This is a genomic window from Aestuariivirga sp. (assembly GCF_046093005.1).
Classification (GTDB): Bacteria; Pseudomonadota; Alphaproteobacteria; order Rhizobiales; family Aestuariivirgaceae; genus Aestuariivirga.
Genome location: NZ_JBJTER010000071.1, coordinates 1 through 18,687 on the forward strand (window position 1 = coordinate 1; position 18,687 = coordinate 18,687).

The window sequence follows — 18,687 nt, forward strand, 5'->3', positions numbered from 1 at the left end:
CCCCAGGCGCGCGGCCGCTCGGAACGCCTGTTTCAGACCCTGCAGGACCGGCTGCCGAAGGAATTCAGGCTGGCCGGCGTGACGACGATGGAAGCCGCCAACCAGTTTCTGAAGGATGTCTATATCCCCGCCCACAACGCCCGTTTCGCCGTCCCGGCGCGCGAGCCCGGGTCGGCCTTCGTGCCCGTCGCAAGGGCCGATCTCGCCGAAATTCTCTGCGTTCAGGAGGAGCGCCAGGTCGGCAACGATAACTGCGTGTCGTTCAACCGCCTCAAGCTGCAGATCCCCGAAAGCCCGGTCAGGGCGCATTTTGTGAAAGCCAGGGTCAAGGTGCGCCAGTATCCCGACGGCAGCCACGCCATCTTCCACGGGCCGCTCTGCCTCGGACGCTACGACCAGGCAGGAATGCCAACCGGGACAAGACATGCGGCTTAAATCCGTTCAGCCGCAAGACCTGTGGAAATGTGGACAAGGCTCCGCCTTGACCACAATCCCACAGGACCACAAAAACACAAGAAGCGGACATTTGATGTGCTACCAAAACCGGACAAGTTAATTAGCTATCGACAGGTTGCCGGAGAACGGCTGGCAAGGCAGCGGCTGACCCGTCACGCCGCCCAATCGGCGACAACAAGCCCCGGCACCCGCGCGAATTCGCGGGTGTTCGCGGTGACCAGCGTGGCGCCGCGGCAGCGCGCCTGGGCGGCAATGAGATAATCATAGGAGCCTATGGGCTGGCCAATGGCCTCCAGCTGCGCGCGGATGTCGCCGGCATGGCTGGCATCTGCCGGCTCGAAGGGCAGGACCTCGACTCCCTGCATCAGCAGGGCTTGCAAGAGCTGCTCGGACTGCGCTCGCCGGGCGCTCTTGGCATAGCCGTAGCGCAGTTCGAACAGCGCAATCACCGGCAGACCCAGCCTCGCGCCGCCGCGCAACTGCTCGCCCAGTCGGTGGCGCACGGCGGGGATGCGGTTCGAAATCGCCGCGATCACCACATTCGTATCAATGCAGATCATGGGCCGGCGAAGCGCTTGTCCGGCTTGGGCGGCGGATCGGCGGGTGGGCCTTCCGGCATGAAGTCGCCACCCTCCAGCGCGTCAATCATGCGCCAGAACGCCTCGGGGTCGAAGGACCTGCCGGCATTCAACGGCTCCAGGATCACCTTATCGCCCTGCCGCGAGACGCGCACTTCCTTGCCCTCGAAGCGGAACTCCTTGGGCAGGCGCACGGCCTGGGAGGGGCCATGCATGAAAATCTTCGCCGTGGACGTCATGGCATGTTCCATTTGATATACACCATGTAATGTATATCAAATTGACAGTATCGCCGTCAAGCCATGCGGCGGGTCCCGGGGCGGCGTGAGGCCGCGCCCGCGCTCCGGCCACTTCAAACTTGAATCTCCCCCTCCCCGGTGGTCCAATGCCGATATGATCGCACAGCTCCCGAAGAACCGGCCATGACCGGCACCAGCAACCCGCCGCGCATCCTGGTAACCCGCAAGATGATGCCGGACGTTGAACGGCGCATCGCCGCCGCGTTCCGCGCCACGCTCAACCCCGATGACCGGCCGTTGAGCGCCGCCGAAATCCTCGAAAAATGCGGCCGGCATGACGGCCTCCTGCTCACCTCCTTCGACAAGCTGGGACCGGATTTCATCCCGGCCCTGCCGCCATCGATCCGCATCATCGCCACCCATTCGGTGGGCTATGACCATCTGTCGATCCCGCAGGCAAAAGCCCGCGGAATCGCCGTCACCAATACGCCGGGCGTGCTCACCGATGCCACCGCCGATGTCGCCCTGCTGTTGATCCTCGGCGCGGCGCGCGGCGCTTCCTGGGGCGACCGCATGGTGCGCGAGGACCGCTGGGGCGAGACCACGCTGATTTCACCCTTGGGCCATGATGTCTCGGGCAGGCGGCTGGGCATTCTCGGCATGGGCCGGATCGGCCAGGCGGTGGCCCGCCGCGCCAGGGCCTTCGGCATGACGCTGCACTATCACTCACGGCGCCCGGTGGCGGCGGCGGAGGCCTCACAGGCCACTTATCACCAGCACTTCGAAGACATGCTGCCCAACTGCGATTTCCTGTCGATCAACTGCGCCTCGACGCCCGAGACGCGCGGCATCGTCAATGCCGCGACCCTCGCCCTGCTCCCTGATGGCGCGATTGTTGTCAACACGGCGCGCGGCGATATCGTGGATGATGGCGCGCTGATTGCTGCACTTTCCTCCGGCAAGCTGGCTGCGGCGGGGCTTGACGTGTTTCGCGGCGAACCGCGCATCGACCCGCGCTACCGCGGCCTCGACAATGTCTTCATGCTGCCGCACATCGGCAGCGCAACGCCTGGCACGCGCAGCGCCATGGGCCACAAATGCATCGATAATCTTGAACAATTCTTCCGCGGCGAAACGCCAACCGACCTTTTGACAGGAGACTAGAATGGGAGAGATCGACCGCCGCCTCGCCGGGCTCGGCATCAGCCTGCCGCAGGCCGCCAAGCCAGTGGCCAATTACGTGCCCTGGGTGCGCAGCGGCAATCTGGTGTTCATTTCCGGGCAGGGCCCGATCATGGATGGCAAGGTAACTTACCCCGGCTGCCTCGGCGCCGATGTGACGCTGGAGGACGGCATCAAGTCAGCCCGGCTCTGCGCCCTCAACGTGCTGGCCCAGCTGAAGGACGCCTGCGGCGGCGATCTTGACCGGGTCAAGCGGGTGGTGAAGCTGCTTGGTTTTGTGAATTCCACCGCCGATTTCAAGGATCACCCCAAGGTCATCAACGGCGCCTCTGACCTGATGGTCGAGGTGTTCGGCGACAAAGGCCGCCACGCCCGCTCGGCCGTGGCCGCGCCGTCCCTGCCGATGGGCATCTCGACCGAGGTCGAGGCGATCATCGAAGTCGAATGACCCCGAGGCTCGATTTTCTCACCGCGCGCCCGATCGCCCACCGCGGGCTTCATAACGAGGGGCAAGGCATTATCGAGAATTCGGCTTCCGCCTTCGCGGCCGCCATGGCGCATGGCTATGCCATCGAATGTGACCTGCAGATCACAAGGGATGGCGAAGCTGTGGTGTTCCATGACGAAAGCCTCGAGCGCCTCACCGGGGCGCACGGCCTGGTGAAGGACCTGACAGCCGCCGAAATGGCACAACTCACGCTTCGAGGTGGCAACGACCGGGTGCAGAGTCTGGCCGCCCTGCTGACCCAGGTGAATGGCAAGGTGCCGCTCGTGATCGAGCTCAAATCGCATTGGGACGGCGATGAGCGGCTGGCGGCCCGCGCCCTCAAGGTGCTGGAGGGCTACCACGGTGCCTATTGCCTGATGTCCTTCGACCCCGATGTGCTGGCCACGTTGCGGCGGCTGTCTCCCGCCACCCCGCGCGGCCTCGTGGCCGAACGGGCCTTCGACCCGTATTACAGCTGGCTGCCGCCAGCCCGGCAGCAGGAACTCCGCAGCTTTTCGCATCTCGCCCGCAGCAGACCAGATTTTGTGTCCTTCTATTTCGAGGAGCTGCCCTTTGCACCGGTCACCGCGCTGCGGGCCGCCGGCCTGCCGGTGATCAGCTGGACCATACGCTCGCCCGCCGAGGCCCGGCAGGCGCTGCGCCATTGCGACCAGATCACCTTCGAAGGCTTCCTCGCCTGAGATGCTGAAAGCGATCACCAGCGTTACAGGGGTGCCACGCGCCACGTGGGACCGGCTTGCCAACCCGCCGGAAGCCGAATTCAACCCGCTCGTGACGCATGATTTCTTCCGCTGCCTTGAGGAAGCCGGTTGCACCGCATCGGCGACCGGCTGGACGCCACGCCACCTGGTGATGACCGGCGAGAAGGACCGCATCACTGGCCTCGTGCCCTGCTACCGCAAGCGCCATTCCTATGGCGAATATGTCTTCGACCATGGCTGGGCCGACGCCTACGAGCGGGCCGGCGGACGCTATTATCCGAAGCTGCAGGTGTCCGTGCCCTTCACCCCCGTCACCGGACCGCGGCTGCTGGCCGAAACGGCTGAGGCCAAGCGCGCGCTCGCGGCGGGTCTCATCGCGCTCTGCGGCGAAGAGAAATGCTCTTCGGTACACATCACTTTCCTGCCCGAGACGGATTGGGCGTTGCTGGGCGGCCCCCAGTGGCTGCAGCGCGCCGATATCCAGTTCCACTGGCGGAACAACGGCTATGGCAGTTTCGAGGATTTCCTTGCCTCGCTCTCCTCCCAGAAGCGCAAGAATATCCGCAAGGAACGCGCCGCCGTCGCAAACGCGGGGATTACGCTTGCAGCGCTTACCGGGAAGGCCATCGCGGAGCGGCACTGGGACGCTTTCTTCGATTTCTACATGGATACCGGCGCGCGCAAATGGGGCACGCCCTATCTCAACCGGGAATTCTTCAGCCGCATCGGCGAAGCGATGCCGGAGCACATCCTGCTGGTGATGGCCAGCCGCGCCGGCCGCATGATCGCGGGTGCGCTCAATTTCATCGGCTCACATGCCCTTTATGGCCGCAACTGGGGCGCGATCGAGCATCACGACTGCCTGCATTTCGAGACCTGCTATTATCAGGCCATCGATTTCGCCATCGCCCGCGGCCTGTCCCGCGTCGAGGCCGGGGCCCAGGGCGGGCACAAGCTGGCGCGGGGCTACCTGCCGCAGAAGACCCACAGCCTGCATTTCCTCGCTCATCCCGGCCTGCAGCGGGCAGTCGCCAATTATCTGGAAGCTGAACGAGAGGGCGTCGAGCAGGAGCGGCAGGCCCTTGCGGCCCATTCGCCGTTCCGGCAGGAACAGGACATCTGACGAGGAGAGAGCGATGACCTATGATCCCAACAACATCTTCGCGCGGATTCTCATTGACCAGATTCCAAGCCACAAGGTTTATGAGGACGAGCACACGCTGGCCTTCATGGATGTGATGCCGCAGGCTGATGGGCACACCCTGGTCATTCCCAAGAAGCCATCCCGCAACCTGCTGGATGCCGAGCCTGCCGTGCTTGGCGCGCTCATGGCCACGGTGCAGAACGTGGCGAGGGCGGTGCGCAAGGCGTTCAACGCCGAGGGCGTGCTGATCCAGCAGTTCAACGAAGCGGCCGCCGGGCAGAGCGTGTTCCACCTGCATTTCCATGTGCTGCCGCGGCATGCGGGCGTCGGCCTCCGCCCGCATAGCGGCCAGATGGCTGATCAGGCGCTGCTTGCCGCACATGCCGAGAAGATCCGCACCGCGCTCGAGGATTGAACTGAGGTCGACACACAGGCCAGGACCACGCCGGAGGAGCCATGTACAAGCTCTATAATGCGAAGGCCTGGGGTTCGCTGGGCGTCGATTGCCTGCTCGCCGAAATGGCCGCGCCTTATGAGAGCGTCTGGATGACGGTCGATCAGGTAAGGGCGCCGGAATTCCGCAAGCTTAACCCGCTGGGGCTGATCCCGGCGCTGGGGCTGCCGGATGGGCGCACGATTTATGAATCCGCAGCCATCTTCTCCTTCCTGATTGCCGCGCATCCCGAAAGGCGGATGTCGCCCGCCATCGGGTCCGGCGCCTATGGCGACTTCATGAGCCTGCTGCATCTCATGAGCACGGAACTCTACCCAACCATCAGCCTGTGCTTCGGCGGCAGCGGCTATGCGGAGACCCCGGCGCAGGATGCCTTTATCGCCGCCCGGGCCCTCGAACGCTCAGACGGCTACTGGCGTATTCTTGAGCAACGCCTCTTGACAAGTGGGCCTTGGCTGATGGGCCCGGATTTCTCCGCCCTCGACCTTTATGCTTTTATGCTCACGGTCTGGGGCCGCCCTAACGAAGCAGAATTCCATCGCCGTTTTCCGGCGGTGGCGAAGCTGGCGGGCGAGGTACGCGCCAGACCCAGGCTACAGCCTGTGCTGGAAGCCCATGGCGTGCTGAAACGCGGCGGCTATGGCGGCTAGGGAACAGGCGTCCGGGCGAGCAGGATCGGCAACACCGAAGCGATCAGCAGCACGCCCAGGGTGATGTTGAAGGCCCGCATGCGGGCAGGTGTGTTGAGAAAGCGGGCGATCAGCGTGCCGAACCCGGCCCATGTCAGGCTCGATGCGATGCCCACGGCGGTGAAGGCGGCAACGATGCCGGCCACCTCGGCCGTATATCCAGCCGTGGTCGTGTAGGCGGCAATCGCGCCCGTCGCCATCACCCAGGCCTTGGGGTTCACCCACTGGAACAGAGCGGCTTCGGTGAAGCTCAGCGGCTTGCCGGCGTCGCCCTGCTCGATCGAGCCGCCCGCCATGATGATCTTCCAGCTCAGATACAACAGATAGGCGGCGCCAAGAATGTTCAGCACATCGTGCAGTACGGGCAGTGCCTGGAAAACCGCGCCCAGAAACATCGCCACGACGGCGACCATCAACGGAAAGCCAAGCGCCACGCCCCAGATGTGCCGCCAGCTGCGCGCCAGGCCAAATTTTGCGCCAGACGTCACCAGCATGAGATTGTTTGGCCCCGGCGAGAAACATGTCGAAACCGCGAACAGGACGACGGCGACGAGCCATGCGCTTCCACTCATGGTGCGCGCAATACGCCACTGATACCGCTAGGTATAGAAAAAAGGCCCGGCACATGCCGGGCCTTTCGCACCATGGATCTATGCCCGGGCTACTCCGCCGCAGGCGGCAACTCCGAGGCCTTGGCCTGTTCTTCGAGGATCAGCTGGTCGCGCTTGTCGGCCACCTGGCGAAGCCTGGTCAGCATGCCGCCAGTGCCAGCCGGGATCAGCCTGCCCACGATCACGTTCTCCTTGAGGCCCTCCAGCGTGTCGACCTTGCCGATGATCGAGGCTTCGGTCAGCACGCGCGTGGTTTCCTGGAAGGACGCCGCCGAGATGAAGGAGCGGGTCTGCAGCGAAGCCTTGGTGATGCCCAGCAGCACCGGCTTTCCGGAGGCCGGACGCATGCCGTTGGCTGCCAGCTTGGCATTCTCGCTGTCGAGTTCCTCGCGGTCCACCTGCTCGCCCACCAGCAGGGTGGACTCGCCCGAGTCGGTGATTTCAACCTTCTGCAGCATCTGGCGGACGATCACCTCGATGTGCTTGTCGTTGATGTTCACGCCCTGCAGACGGTAGACTTCCTGAATCTCGTTGACGAGGTAGGAGGCCAGCTCCTCCACGCCCTTGATGTCCAGAATGTCATGCGGCGCCGGGTTGCCGTCCATAATGAACTCGCCCTTCTCGATGAAGTCTCCCTCCTGAACGGGCAGATGCTTGCCCTTCGGGATGAGATACTCCACCGCCTCGGCGCCCTCTTCCTGCGGAACGATGCGGATGCGGCGCTTGTTCTTATAGTCGCGGCCGAACTCGACGCGGCCGGAAATCTCGGCAATGATCGCGTGGTCCTTCGGCCGCCGGGCCTCGAACAGCTCCGCCACCCGCGGCAAACCGCCGGTGATGTCGCGGGTCTTGGCGCTTTCCAGCGGAATGCGGGCCAGCACGTCGCCCGCCGTGACCTTGGCGCCGGGATCGACTGAAAGCACGGCATCGACCGACAGCAGGTAGCGCGCCTCGCCGCCACGGGCGAGCTTCATCACCTTGCCGTCCTTGCCCTTGACCACCATGGCGGGCTTCAGAGACGAGCCGCGCTGATTAGACCGCCAATCGATGATCACGCGGTTGGTGATGCCGGTGGCCTCGTCCGCCACCTCATGGACCGACACGCCTTCCACGACATCCTCGAACTCGACGGTGCCCTCGACCTCTGTCATCAGCGGGCGGGTATAGGGGTCCCACTCAGCAAGACGCGCGCCGCGCTTCACCTTGTCGCCCTCGTCCACATAGAGCCTTGTGCCATAGCCAAGCTTGTGGACGGCGCGCTCAGTGCCGTTTTCATCCACCAGCACCAGCGACGAGTTCCGGCCCATGACCATCAGGCGGCCGTTGGCATCCTTCGCAACGTTCTTGTTGCGAATGACGATCTTGCCGTCAGCATTGGCCTCGATGAAGGATTCGTTCAGCACCTGCGCCGTTCCGCCGATGTGGAAGGTGCGCATGGTGAGCTGCGTGCCCGGGTCGCCGATCGACTGCGCAGCGATAACGCCAACCGCCACGCCCATGTTGACGGGAGTGCCGCGCGCCAGGTCGCGCCCATAACACTTGGCGCAGACGCCGAACTTGGTCTCGCAGGTCAAGACCGAACGGATGCGGATCTCGGAAATGCCCGACTTCTCGATCCGCTCAACATGCGATTCAAGGATTTCCTCGCCGGCGCCGACGATGACATTGCCGGTGGCGGGATCGATCACATCCGTGGCGGCGGTGCGGCCCAACACGCGGCTGCCGAGCGAAGCAATGATCTCGCCGGCATCGACGATCGGCCGGGCGGTGATCGACGCCTTGGTGCCGCAATCAACTTCCGAGATGATCGCATCCTGCGCCACGTCAACAAGGCGGCGGGTGAGATAGCCCGAGTTCGCGGTTTTGAGCGCCGTATCAGCGAGGCCCTTGCGGGCGCCATGGGTCGAGTTGAAATACTCGAGCACCGACAGGCCTTCCTTGAAGTTCGAGATGATCGGCGTCTCGATGATTTCGCCCGATGGCTTGGCCATCAGGCCGCGCATACCGCCAAGCTGCTTCATCTGGGCGGGCGATCCGCGGGCGCCCGAGTGGCTCATCATATAGATCGAGTTGATCGGCTTCTCGCGGCCGGTCTTCTCATCCATCTGAACGGACGAAATCCGCGCCATCATCTCCTCGGCGACCTTATCGGTCGTCTTGGCCCAGGCATCGACCACCTTGTTGTACTTCTCGCCCTGGGTGATGAGACCGTCGATATACTGTTGTTCGAACTCCTTCACCAGACCACGGGTCTGGTTGACGATCTTCTCCTTGGTCTCCGGGATCACCATGTCGTCCTTGCCGAAGGAGATGCCCGCCTTGTAGGCGTTATAGAAGCCAAGCGCCATGATGCGGTCGCAGAAGATCACGGACTCCTTCTGGCCGCAGTGGCGGTAGACGGCGTCAATCATCCGCGAGATGTCGCGCTTGGTCATCAGCTTGTTGCAGAGATCGAAGCTGATATTGATGGCCTTGGGGAGCAACTCGCCGATCTTCATCCGGCCCGGCGTGGTCTCGACGATACGATTGACGATGCGCCCTTCGGCGTTCATCTCGCTTACCCGGCCCTTGATCTTGGTGTGGAGCGTGATGACGCCCGCCGCAAGCGCATGGTCGATCTCGGCCATGTTTCCGAAAGCCTTGCCCTCACCAGGCTCACCCTTGCGGATGATCGACAGGTAGTAGAGTCCCAGCACGATATCCTGAGACGGCACGATGATCGGCTGCCCGTTAGCGGGGTGCAGCACGTTGTTCGTCGACATCATGAGGACGCGCGCTTCGAGCTGGGCTTCCAGCGACAGGGGCACGTGCACGGCCATCTGGTCGCCGTCGAAGTCAGCATTGAAGGCGGTGCAGACCAGCGGATGCAGCTGGATCGCCTTGCCCTCGATCAGCACCGGCTCAAAGGCCTGGATGCCGAGGCGGTGCAGCGTCGGGGCGCGGTTCAGCAGCACCGGATGCTCGCGGATCACCTCATCGAGGATATCCCAAACCTCGGGCTTCTCCTTCTCCACGAGCTTCTTCGCCTGCTTCACGGTTGCGGAAAGGCCCTTGGCCTCGAGCCGCGAATAGATGAACGGCTTGAACAGCTCGAGCGCCATCTTCTTCGGCAGGCCGCACTGATGGAGCTTCAGTTCCGGGCCCACCACGATCACCGAGCGGCCGGAATAGTCCACGCGCTTGCCCAGCAGGTTCTGGCGGAACCGGCCCTGCTTGCCCTTCAGCATGTCGGCAAGCGACTTCAGCGGACGCTTGTTGGCGCCGGTGATGACGCGGCCGCGGCGGCCATTGTCGAACAGCGCATCGACGGCTTCCTGAAGCATGCGCTTTTCGTTGCGCACGATAATGTCGGGGGCGCGCAGTTCGATCAGCCGCTTGAGACGGTTATTGCGGTTGATGACCCGGCGGTAGAGATCGTTCAGATCGGACGTGGCGAAGCGGCCGCCATCGAGCGGCACCAGCGGGCGCAGCTCGGGGGGGATCACCGGAACCTGGGTGAGGATCATCCATTCCGGGCGGTTACCGGATTCGATGAAGCTCTCCACCAGCTTCAGGCGCTTGGCAAGTTTCTTTGGCTTGAGGTCACCGGTGGCGGTCTTGAGTTCCTCGCGCAGCTGGTCGCGCAGTTGTTCAAGGTTGATGGCCATCAGCATGTCGCGGACGGCTTCAGCGCCGATACCCGCCGTGAAGGCGTCCTCGCCATAGTCTTCCTGAGCCTTGAGATATTCGCTCTCGGACAGAAGCTGGTGCAGCTTGAGGGGCGTCAGGCCCGGCTCGAGCACGATGTAGCTCTCGAAATAAAGAATGCGCTCCACGTCCTTCAACGTCATGTCGAGCAGCATGGAGATGCGGCTGGGCAGTGATTTCAGGAACCAGATGTGGGCGACCGGAGCGGCGAGCTCGATGTGGCCCATGCGCTCACGCCGGACCTTGGAGAGCGTCACTTCCACGCCGCACTTTTCGCAGATGATGCCCTTGTACTTCATGCGCTTGTACTTGCCGCACAGGCACTCGTAGTCCTTCACCGGGCCAAAAATGCGGGCGCAGAACAGGCCATCGCGCTCCGGCTTGAAGGTGCGGTAATTGATGGTCTCGGGCTTCTTGATCTCGCCGAACGACCAGGACAGGATTTTCTCCGGGCTGGCGATCGAGATGCGGATCTGATCGAAGGTCGGAGCCGGGGTCGCCGGGTTGAAGACGTTCATGACCTCTTGGTTCATCGGTCACTTCTCCTTTAGGCGGGACAACCTCCCGCGGGGCGTTCGAATTCAGGTGGCGGAGCCGGCGGGAGAACTGGCTCCCGCCGAGGATGTTGATCAGCTGGATTGCTGCGAGCTTTGCAGTTCGACGTTCAGGCTCAGCGAGCGCATCTCCTTCACGAGCACGTTGAAGCTCTCGGGGATGCCCGCCTCGAAGGTGTCGTCACCGCGCACGATGGCCTCATAGACCTTGGTGCGCCCCGCCACGTCGTCCGACTTGATGGTCAGCATCTCCTGCAGCGTATAGGCGGCGCCATAGGCCTCGAGTGCCCACACCTCCATCTCGCCGAAGCGCTGGCCGCCGAACTGCGCCTTGCCGCCCAGCGGCTGCTGGGTGACGAGCGAATAGGGACCGATGGACCGCGCGTGGATCTTGTCGTCAACGAGGTGGTGGAGCTTCAGCATATAGATGTAGCCCACCGTCACCTGACGGTCGAAAGGTTCGCCGGAGCGGCCGTCGAACAGCGTCACCTGGCCGGACGTTGACAGACCCGCGTCCTTCAGCATGGCGGCGATGTCCTCCTCGCGCGCGCCGTCGAACACCGGGGTGGCGATCGGAACGCCCGCCCGGAGGTTTTCGGCCGCTTCGACGAGCGACTTGTCGTCGAGGCTCTCCAGTTCCTCGTTCTTGCCGTAGATGCGCGTCATCTCGCTGCGCAGGTTCTTCGCGTCGCGAGAATCGCGGCTGGCGTCAAGCAGCGCGCCGATGCGCTTGCCCATGCCGGCGCAGGCCCAGCCCAGATGGGTCTCGAGGATCTGCCCGACATTCATGCGCGAGGGCACGCCCAAGGGGTTCAGCACCACATCGACGTGGGTCCCATCCTCAAGGAACGGCATGTCCTCGATCGGAACGATACGCGACACCACACCCTTGTTGCCATGACGGCCAGCCATTTTGTCGCCCGGCTGAATCTTGCGCTTCACGGCGACGAAGACCTTGACCATCTTCATGACGCCGGGCGGCAGCTCGTCGCCGCGCTGCAGCTTGTCCACCTTGTCGTGGAAGCGCGTATCGAGGCGCTTCTTCGACTCGTCGTACTGCTGCTTCATCGCTTCCAGTTCGCCGATCGCCTTTTCATCGGAGAGCGCGATGTTCCACCACTGCGACTGCGGCACATCATCGAGGACCTTCTCGCTGATCTTGCCCTCGATCTTGTAACCCTTGGGTCCGCCGGACGCGGTCTTGCCGGCGAGGAAGCCCTTGAGGCGGCCATAGGAATTGCGGTCGAGGATCGCCAGTTCGTCGTCACGGTCCTTTGCCAGACGGTCGATTTCCTCGCGTTCGATCGCCTGAGCGCGTTCATCCTTGTCAACGCCGTGGCGGTTGAACACACGAACCTCCACCACCGTGCCGGCAACGCCGGGCGGCAGCTTAAGAGACGTGTCGCGCACGTCCGAGGCCTTTTCGCCGAAGATGGCGCGGAGCAACTTCTCCTCGGGCGTCATCGGGCTTTCGCCCTTCGGCGTGATCTTGCCGACCAGAATGTCTCCCGGCTTCACTTCCGCGCCGATATAGACGATGCCCGCCTCATCCAGATTCTTGAGGGCTTCCTCGCCCACATTCGGAATGTCGCGGGTGATTTCCTCTGGCCCCAGCTTGGTGTCGCGGGCCATTACATCGAATTCCTCGATGTGGATCGAGGTGAACACGTCGTCTTTCACAATGCGCTCGGAGAGCAGGATCGAGTCCTCGAAGTTGTAACCGTTCCACGGCATGAATGCGACGAGCACGTTCTGGCCGAGCGCCAGATCGCCGAGATCGGTCGATGGGCCGTCGGCAATGATGTCGCCGGCCTTCACCTTGTCCCCCACCCGCACCAGCGGACGCTGGTTGATGCAGGTGTTCTGGTTGGAGCGCTGGAACTTGGCCAGCGTGTAGATGTCGACGCCGGACTTCGACGGATCGGTCTCCTCGGTGGCGCGGATCACGATGCGCTTCGCGTCCACCTGGTCGACGACGCCGGTACGGCGGGCGGCGACGGCGGCGCCGGAATCCCGGGCGACCACGGATTCCATGCCTGTTCCCACCAGCGGCGCATTGGTGCGCACGAGCGGCACCGCCTGGCGCTGCATGTTGGAGCCCATCAGCGCCCGGTTGGCGTCGTCATTCTCGAGGAACGGAATCAGCGCCGCGGCCACTGAAACCAGCTGCTTCGGCGACACATCGACGAAATCAATGCGGTCAGCCGGAACGGTGAGCACGTCGCCGGCGTGGCGGGCGATCACCAGATCCTCGGCGAAGCTGCCGTTCTTGTTCAGCGCCACGTTGGCCTGGGCAATGTGGTGCTTCTGCTCCTCGATGGCCGAAAGATACATCACATCGTCAGAGACCTTGCCGTTGATCACCTTGCGATAGGGCGTCTCGATGAATCCATATTTGTTGACGCGGGCATAGGTGGCGAGCGAGTTGATAAGGCCGATATTCGGGCCTTCCGGCGTCTCGATCGGGCAGATGCGGCCATAATGCGTCGGGTGCACGTCGCGCACCTCGAAGCCGGCGCGTTCGCGCGTGAGGCCACCCGGGCCAAGGGCCGAAAGACGGCGCTTGTGGGTGATCTCGGACAGCGGATTGGTCTGGTCCATGAACTGCGACAGCTGCGAGGAGCCAAAGAACTCACGGACCGCGGCCACCGCCGGCTTGGCGTTGATCAGGTCATGCGGCATCACCGTGTCGATATCGACCGACGACATGCGCTCCTTGATGGCGCGCTCCATGCGCACGAGGCCCAGGCGATACTGGTTCTCCATCAGCTCGCCGACCGAGCGCACGCGGCGGTTTCCAAGATGGTCGATATCGTCGACCTCGCCCTTGCCGTCGCGCAGTTCATGCAGCGTCTTGATCACGGCGATGATGTCGTCCTTGCGCAGGATACGCACATTGTCCGGCACATCGAGGTCAAGGCGCATGTTCATCTTGACCCGGCCCACCGCCGACAGGTCGTAGCGTTCCTGATCAAAGAACAGACCGTTGAACAAAGCTTCGGCCGTCTCGCGGGTGGGCGGTTCGCCCGGGCGCATGACGCGGTAGATTTCAACCAGCGCCTGCTCGTAGCTCTCGACCTTGTCGGCTTTCAGCGTGTTGCGGATGTAGGCGCCCGTGTTGATGTGATCGATGTCGAGAAGGCGCAGTTCCGCGAAGCCCGCATCCTTGAGCGCCGCCAGGTTCTTCTCGCCGATTTCGTCGCCCGCCTCGGCGAAGATTTCGCCGGTCTTTTCGTTGACCAGCTCATCCGCCAGGAACAGGCCGTGCAGATCCTCGTCGCGGACCAGCAGGTCCTTCACGCCGTCCTCGGCAATCTTGCGCGCCAGACGGGGGGTGATCTTCTTGCCGGCCTCGACGACCACCTGCCCCGTCTTGGCATCGATCAGATCGACGGTCGGCTTGATACCCTTGTAGCGGTTCGCATCGAAGGGCGTCTTCCAGCCGTTCTTGGTCAGCTTATAGGTGACGGACTTGTAGAAGGTGTGAAGGATTTCTTCCGACTTGAGGCCCAGCGCGTAAAGCAGCGTGGTGATGGGCAGCTTGCGGCGCCGGTCGATGCGGGCATAGATGATGTCCTTGGCGTCGAACTCGAAGTCAAGCCAAGAACCGCGGTAGGGAATGATGCGGGCCGCGAACAGAAGCTTGCCCGACGAATGCGTCTTGCCCTTGTCATGGTCGAAGAACACGCCGGGAGAACGGTGCATTTGGGAAACGATCACGCGCTCGGTGCCGTTGACCACGAACGTACCGTTGGCGGTCATGAGCGGCATGTCGCCCATGTAAACGTCCTGTTCCTTGATGTCCTTGACCGACCGCGACTGGGTGTCCGGGTCGAGCTCGAACACGATGAGCCGCAGCGTCACTTTCAGCGGCGCGGCAAATGTCATGCCGCGCTGCTGGCATTCATCGACGTCAAACTTCGGCTGCTCGAACTCGTAGCGCACGAATTCCAGCATCGCCTGGCCAGAAAAATCGGTTATCGGAAACACCGACTTGAACACCGCTTGCAGCCCTTCATTGGCGCGCCCGCCTTTGGGCTCGGCCATCTGCAGGAACTGGTCATAGCTTTCGCGCTGCACCTCAATGAGGTTTGGCATTTCGGCGACTTCGATCTTCTTGCCGAAAAATTTGCGGAGGCGTTTGCGGCTTGCGGCGGACTGTGTTTCGGCCATTGGCTCTCCTTAACGGTTCTTAGACAGGCATAACGACGGCTTGCCGAACCCCCTCCCGACAGGGGAGCGGATGCGGCACGCCGTCCGTGACGCCGCGATCCTGGTCTGCCGGCGCCCGGACCAACCGGGCGCCGGCAGGAATTCGTTACTTCAGCTCGACCTTGGCGCCGACCGCCTCGAGCTTCTTCTTCATGCCCTCGGCATCAGCCTTGGACACGCCTTCCTTGACGGTCTTGGGCGCACCCTCAACCAGATCCTTGGCTTCCTTGAGGCCGAGCCCGGTGATGGCGCGGACTTCCTTGATCACCTCGATCTTCTTGTCGCCCGAAGCGGCGAGGACGACGGTGAACTCCGTCTTTTCCTCAACCGGAGCAGCGGCGGCGGCGCCACCGGCAACGGCGGCAACGGCCACCGGCGCGGCGGCCGAAACGCCCCACTTCTCCTCGAGCATCTTGGAGAGTTCGGCGGCCTCGAGAACCGTGAGGCTCGAGAGGTCTTCGACGAGCTTGCTGAGATCAGCCATGTCAGTATCTTTCCTTCAGTCGGTTGTACGTTTGGTTGCGGTGACGGGACGTCTCAGCCCGCAGCTTCGTTCTTGGTGGCATAGGCGTTCAGAACACGCGCCAGCTGGCCAGCCGGAGCCTGCAGCACACCAGCGATCTTGGTGGCCGGGGCCTGGATCAAGCCAATAAGCTTACCCCGCAACTGATCGAGCGAGGGCAGTTCGGCGAGTGCCTTGACCGCATTGGCGTCCATGACGGTCTTGCCGAGGGCTCCGCCAAGCACAACGAACTTGTCGTTGCCTTTGGCGAATTCCGAGGCGACCTTGGGCGCCGCGACCGGGTCGGCGGCATAAGCCACCATGGTCGGACCCTGAAACAGGTCCTTGATCCCGGCTGCGTCAGTGCCATCAAGAGCGAGCTTGGCGAGACGGTTCTTGGCGACCTTGACGGTCGCCCCCGCCTGGGCCATGCGCGAACGCAGGTCATTGACCTGGTTCACGGTAAGGCCCTTGTTGTGGGCCACGACAATCACCCCGGTGCTCTTGAACACCTGGTTGAGCGCCGCGACGAGCTCTTTCTTTTCAGCTCTTTCCACTTGCTCTCTCCTGTTGGGCGGAAAGGCTTTTCGCCCGTCCGCCGTTGGACCAACCGCTTGTTACGCCAACCCCAAAAGGCGCGGGCGCGACAAACGGCGCTTCGTGCCTGTCCCCCCGCGGATGCCGGCTTCGCGGCGTCCTGGGGTCCCGTGAGGTCCCAACCGACGAAGAGCCCGGTACCAGGGCCCTTATTCCGTTTTGACACCCATCTCATGCAGGCTGGTGGTTTAAGCCGGGGAGGCCCCGGCGCCTGCAATCTCGGACAGGTAATCCAGAGTTCAAATAACTCTGGCTACCCCGCTGATATTCCATGTGAAATATCAGCGGAGAAACTCTTCTCCCTAACCACCAGCGCCGGTGACCGACGCCAGATCAAGCTTCAGACCGGGGCCCATGGACGAAGAAATGGACAATTTCTTGACGTAGGTGCCCTTGGCCGCCGGCGGCTTGGCCTTGATGACCGCGTCGACGAAAGCCCGGATGTTCTGGTTCAGCTGTTCGGCAGAGAACGACGCCTTGCCGACGCCAGCCTGCACGATGCCAGCCTTCTCGACCCTGAACTCCACGGCCCCGCCCTTGGCGGCCTTCACCGCGCCCGCGACATCCATGGTAACGGTGCCGACCTTGGGGTTCGGCATCATGCCGCGCGGACCCAGCACTTTGCCGAGGCGGCCGACGAGACCCATCATGTCGGGTGTCGCGATGCAGCGATCGAAGTCGATCTGGCCCTTGTTGACGATCTCGAACAGGTCTTCCGCGCCCACCACTTCGGCACCCGCCTTCTTGGCTTCCTCGGCCTTGGCGCCCTTGGCAAACACGCCAACGCGCAGATTGCGGCCGGTTCCGTTCGGCAGGTTAACGACGCCACGGACCATCTGGTCCGAGTGACGCGGATCGACGCCGAGGTTCATGGCGATCTCGACGGTTTCGTTGAATTTGGCGTTGGCGCGGTCCTTGACCAGCTTCACGGCCTCCTCGAGCCCGTAGAGCTTCTGGCGGTCAATGCCTTCACGGTTCTTGGCGGTACGCTTGGGAAGTTTGGTCATCGTCTTAATCCACCACCTGAATACCCATGGACCGGGCCGACCCGGCTATTTCGCGCGCCGCGGCGTCGACGTCACGGGCATTCATGCCCTTGAGCTTCTGTTCGGCGATTTCGCGGCACTGCGCCATCGTCACCTTGCCGACGAAAGCGCCCTTGCCAGGCTCCTTGGAGCCAGACTTGATGCCAGCCAGCTTCTTGAGGAAGAAGGACGCCGGCGGCGACTTCATCTCGAAGGTGAAGGACTTGTCCTGATAGGCGGTGATCACCACCGGAACCGGCGAGCCGGGCTCCATCTTCTGAGTGGCGGCGTTGAACGCCTTGCAGAATTCCATGATGTTGAGGCCGCGCTGACCCAGCGCGGGCCCGATCGGCGGCGACGGGTTCGCTTGCCCCGCCGGCACTTGCAGCTTTACGTAGCCAACGATTTTCTTAGCCATAGTCTTCGTCGTTTCCCTCGCCGGACCATCCGGCTGATTGAGGTTAGTGGTCCGGCCCCTCGCGGAGCCTCCCACCGGGGGCGGTCAGAGCGGAAACTCCTAGCGGAGCTTTTCGACCTGGCCGTACTCGAGCTCGACAGGCGTGGGCCTGCCGAAAATGGACACGGCCACCTTGAGCCGCGACCGTTCTTCGTCGACCTCCTCCACCTGACCGGAGAAAGAGGCAAAAGGACCATCGGCAACGCGGACCTGCTCGCCGACTTCGAACGTGATCGTGGACTTCGGGCGCTCGACGCCCTCCGCCACCTGGTTGAGGATACGGGCCGCCTCGGCATCCGTGATCGGGATCGGCTTCGAGTCCGAGCCAAGGAAGCCGGTCACCTTCGGGGTATTCTTGATCAGGTGAAAGGCCTGATCGGTGAGCTCCATCTTGACCAGCACATAGCCGGGAAAGAACCGCCGTTCGCTCTTGATCTTGCGGCCGCGGCGGATTTCCACCACCTCTTCGGTGGGCACCAGAACCTGCTCGAACAGTTCGGAAAGCCCCTTCTGAACAGCCTGCTCACGGATCGAGTCTGCAACCTTCTTTTCGAAGTTTGAATAGGCGTGAACGATGTACCAGCGCTTTGCCATTTTCCCGCCTGTCAAACCGCGATACCGAGAACCCACTGGACGCCGCGATGCAGTACCGCGTCAACCGCGAGGAAGAATAGCGAAGCGATGGCCACCATGATGAAAACCATAAGGGTCGAGATCATGGTTTCGCGGCGGGTGGGCCAAGTGACCTTGGCGCCCTCCTCCCGGACCTGCTGCAAGAACTCGAACGGATTGGTCTTGGCCACGTTTGTTTCCTAATATCTGGCAGGGGCAGTAGGGCTCGAACCCACGACCTGCGGTTTTGGAGACCGCCGCTCTACCAACTGAGCTATACCCCTAGTCGGCGCCCCGAGCCTCCTAGTTAGGAAGCCCGCAGCGCCATGTTAAGTGTCAATCCGTGATCTTGGCGACGACGCCGGCGCCCACTGTGCGGCCGCCCTCACGGATGGCGAAGCGCAGCTTCTCCTCCATGGCGATCGGCGTGATCAGCTCGACGTCGAACGAGATGTTGTCGCCAGGCATCACCATCTCGG

At 62.9% G+C, this 18,687-nt stretch carries 17 protein-coding genes, 1 tRNA gene and 2 pseudogenes; 7 read left to right on the top strand and 13 right to left on the bottom strand.

Going from position 1 to position 18,687, the window contains the following annotated elements; genetic code table 11:
* Positions 1 to 435 (top strand): annotated as a pseudogene (locus ACKOED_RS05815) (hypothetical protein); the annotation flags it as partial.
* 173 nt (positions 436 to 608) lie between these two features.
* Here ACKOED_RS05815 and ACKOED_RS05820 read toward each other — a convergent pair.
* On the bottom strand, positions 609 to 1,016 hold the full coding sequence (locus ACKOED_RS05820) for a type II toxin-antitoxin system VapC family toxin (RefSeq protein ID WP_408915638.1): 408 nt from the start codon (positions 1,014 to 1,016) through the stop codon (positions 609 to 611).
* Positions 1,013 to 1,273 carry an antitoxin gene (locus tag ACKOED_RS05825; protein WP_408915639.1) on the bottom strand — a complete coding sequence of 87 codons (261 nt, stop codon included), beginning with the start codon at positions 1,271 to 1,273 and terminating at the stop codon, positions 1,013 to 1,015. The genes ACKOED_RS05820 and ACKOED_RS05825 overlap by 4 nt, the downstream gene beginning before the upstream one ends.
* A gap of 183 nt (positions 1,274 to 1,456) precedes the next feature.
* Here ACKOED_RS05825 and ACKOED_RS05830 point away from each other — a divergent pair, with 183 nt between their 5' ends.
* Genes ACKOED_RS05830 through ACKOED_RS05855 form a run of 6 tightly spaced genes read left to right on the top strand, consistent with a single transcriptional unit; the run spans position 1,457 to position 5,912 of the window.
* Positions 1,457 to 2,437: a 2-hydroxyacid dehydrogenase gene (locus ACKOED_RS05830; RefSeq protein WP_408915640.1), complete on the top strand. Its 981-nt coding sequence runs from the start codon at positions 1,457 to 1,459 to the stop codon at positions 2,435 to 2,437.
* 1 nt (position 2,438) lies between these two features.
* Positions 2,439 to 2,903: a RidA family protein gene (locus ACKOED_RS05835; RefSeq protein WP_408915641.1), complete on the top strand. Its 465-nt coding sequence runs from the start codon at positions 2,439 to 2,441 to the stop codon at positions 2,901 to 2,903.
* Complete coding sequence (locus tag ACKOED_RS05840; RefSeq protein ID WP_408915642.1) at positions 2,900 to 3,643, top strand: glycerophosphodiester phosphodiesterase family protein; 744 nt, start codon at positions 2,900 to 2,902, stop codon at positions 3,641 to 3,643. The genes ACKOED_RS05835 and ACKOED_RS05840 overlap by 4 nt, the downstream gene beginning before the upstream one ends.
* A 1-nt stretch (position 3,644) precedes the next feature.
* On the top strand, positions 3,645 to 4,787 hold the full coding sequence (locus ACKOED_RS05845) for a GNAT family N-acetyltransferase (RefSeq protein WP_408915643.1): 1,143 nt from the start codon (positions 3,645 to 3,647) through the stop codon (positions 4,785 to 4,787).
* A gap of 13 nt (positions 4,788 to 4,800) precedes the next feature.
* Positions 4,801 to 5,223, top strand: a complete 423-nt coding sequence (locus ACKOED_RS05850; RefSeq protein ID WP_408915644.1) for an HIT family protein — start codon at positions 4,801 to 4,803, stop codon at positions 5,221 to 5,223.
* Between the two features lie 41 nt (positions 5,224 to 5,264).
* On the top strand, positions 5,265 to 5,912 hold the full coding sequence (locus ACKOED_RS05855; RefSeq protein WP_408915645.1) for a glutathione S-transferase family protein: 648 nt from the start codon (positions 5,265 to 5,267) through the stop codon (positions 5,910 to 5,912).
* Here the strand turns inward: ACKOED_RS05855 and ACKOED_RS05860 are convergent.
* The 11 genes and pseudogenes from ACKOED_RS05860 to tuf form a co-directional block, all read right to left on the bottom strand.
* The gene (locus ACKOED_RS05860) at positions 5,909 to 6,523 is read right to left on the bottom strand and encodes a LysE family translocator (RefSeq protein ID WP_408915646.1); all 615 of its coding nucleotides are present in this window, start codon (positions 6,521 to 6,523) and stop codon (positions 5,909 to 5,911) included. The two genes, ACKOED_RS05855 and ACKOED_RS05860, sit on opposite strands and share 4 nt — an antisense overlap.
* 89 nt (positions 6,524 to 6,612) lie before the next feature.
* On the bottom strand, positions 6,613 to 10,782 hold the full coding sequence (gene rpoC / locus ACKOED_RS05865; protein ID WP_408915647.1) for a DNA-directed RNA polymerase subunit beta': 4,170 nt from the start codon (positions 10,780 to 10,782) through the stop codon (positions 6,613 to 6,615).
* A gap of 96 nt (positions 10,783 to 10,878) precedes the next feature.
* Complete coding sequence (gene rpoB / locus ACKOED_RS05870; RefSeq protein ID WP_408915648.1) at positions 10,879 to 14,976, bottom strand: DNA-directed RNA polymerase subunit beta; 4,098 nt, start codon at positions 14,974 to 14,976, stop codon at positions 10,879 to 10,881.
* Between the two features lie 145 nt (positions 14,977 to 15,121).
* A complete protein-coding gene (gene rplL / locus ACKOED_RS05875) occupies positions 15,122 to 15,499 on the bottom strand; it encodes a 50S ribosomal protein L7/L12 (protein WP_408915649.1) in 378 nt (125 codons plus the stop codon).
* Between the two features lie 53 nt (positions 15,500 to 15,552).
* Complete coding sequence (rplJ, locus tag ACKOED_RS05880) at positions 15,553 to 16,074, bottom strand: 50S ribosomal protein L10 (protein WP_408915650.1); 522 nt, start codon at positions 16,072 to 16,074, stop codon at positions 15,553 to 15,555.
* Between the two features lie 342 nt (positions 16,075 to 16,416).
* Positions 16,417 to 17,121 carry a 50S ribosomal protein L1 gene (rplA, locus tag ACKOED_RS05885; RefSeq protein WP_408915651.1) on the bottom strand — a complete coding sequence of 235 codons (705 nt, stop codon included), beginning with the start codon at positions 17,119 to 17,121 and terminating at the stop codon, positions 16,417 to 16,419.
* A 4-nt stretch (positions 17,122 to 17,125) separates the two neighbouring features.
* A complete protein-coding gene (rplK, locus tag ACKOED_RS05890; protein ID WP_408915652.1) occupies positions 17,126 to 17,557 on the bottom strand; it encodes a 50S ribosomal protein L11 in 432 nt (143 codons plus the stop codon).
* 99 nt (positions 17,558 to 17,656) lie between these two features.
* Entirely contained in the window at positions 17,657 to 18,190 is a 534-nt protein-coding gene (gene nusG, locus ACKOED_RS05895; protein ID WP_408915653.1) for a transcription termination/antitermination protein NusG, read from the bottom strand.
* Between the two features lie 11 nt (positions 18,191 to 18,201).
* Positions 18,202 to 18,399 (bottom strand): preprotein translocase subunit SecE, encoded by a 198-nt coding sequence (gene secE / locus ACKOED_RS05900; RefSeq protein WP_408915654.1) that lies wholly within the window; start codon positions 18,397 to 18,399, stop codon positions 18,202 to 18,204.
* Between the two features lie 17 nt (positions 18,400 to 18,416).
* Positions 18,417 to 18,492, bottom strand: a tRNA-Trp gene (locus ACKOED_RS05905).
* 52 nt (positions 18,493 to 18,544) lie between these two features.
* Positions 18,545 to 18,687 (bottom strand): annotated as a pseudogene (gene tuf / locus ACKOED_RS05910) (elongation factor Tu); the annotation flags it as partial.

Coding starts and splice junctions, on each gene's coding strand:
- ACKOED_RS05855 (WP_408915645.1), top strand. CDS start 5,265: ATGTACAAGCTCTATAATGCGAAGGCCTGGGGTTCGCTGGGCGTCGAT.
- nusG (WP_408915653.1), bottom strand. CDS start 18,190: ATGGCAAAGCGCTGGTACATCGTTCACGCCTATTCAAACTTCGAAAAG.
- ACKOED_RS05835 (WP_408915641.1), top strand. CDS start 2,439: ATGGGAGAGATCGACCGCCGCCTCGCCGGGCTCGGCATCAGCCTGCCG.
- rplA (WP_408915651.1), bottom strand. CDS start 17,121: ATGACCAAACTTCCCAAGCGTACCGCCAAGAACCGTGAAGGCATTGAC.
- ACKOED_RS05860 (WP_408915646.1), bottom strand. CDS start 6,523: ATGAGTGGAAGCGCATGGCTCGTCGCCGTCGTCCTGTTCGCGGTTTCG.
- ACKOED_RS05830 (WP_408915640.1), top strand. CDS start 1,457: ATGACCGGCACCAGCAACCCGCCGCGCATCCTGGTAACCCGCAAGATG.
- rpoB (WP_408915648.1), bottom strand. CDS start 14,976: ATGGCCGAAACACAGTCCGCCGCAAGCCGCAAACGCCTCCGCAAATTT.
- rpoC (WP_408915647.1), bottom strand. CDS start 10,782: ATGAACCAAGAGGTCATGAACGTCTTCAACCCGGCGACCCCGGCTCCG.
- ACKOED_RS05845 (WP_408915643.1), top strand. CDS start 3,645: ATGCTGAAAGCGATCACCAGCGTTACAGGGGTGCCACGCGCCACGTGG.
- ACKOED_RS05825 (WP_408915639.1), bottom strand. CDS start 1,273: ATGACGTCCACGGCGAAGATTTTCATGCATGGCCCCTCCCAGGCCGTG.
- rplK (WP_408915652.1), bottom strand. CDS start 17,557: ATGGCTAAGAAAATCGTTGGCTACGTAAAGCTGCAAGTGCCGGCGGGG.
- ACKOED_RS05840 (WP_408915642.1), top strand. CDS start 2,900: ATGACCCCGAGGCTCGATTTTCTCACCGCGCGCCCGATCGCCCACCGC.
- ACKOED_RS05850 (WP_408915644.1), top strand. CDS start 4,801: ATGACCTATGATCCCAACAACATCTTCGCGCGGATTCTCATTGACCAG.
- ACKOED_RS05820 (WP_408915638.1), bottom strand. CDS start 1,016: ATGATCTGCATTGATACGAATGTGGTGATCGCGGCGATTTCGAACCGC.
- rplL (WP_408915649.1), bottom strand. CDS start 15,499: ATGGCTGATCTCAGCAAGCTCGTCGAAGACCTCTCGAGCCTCACGGTT.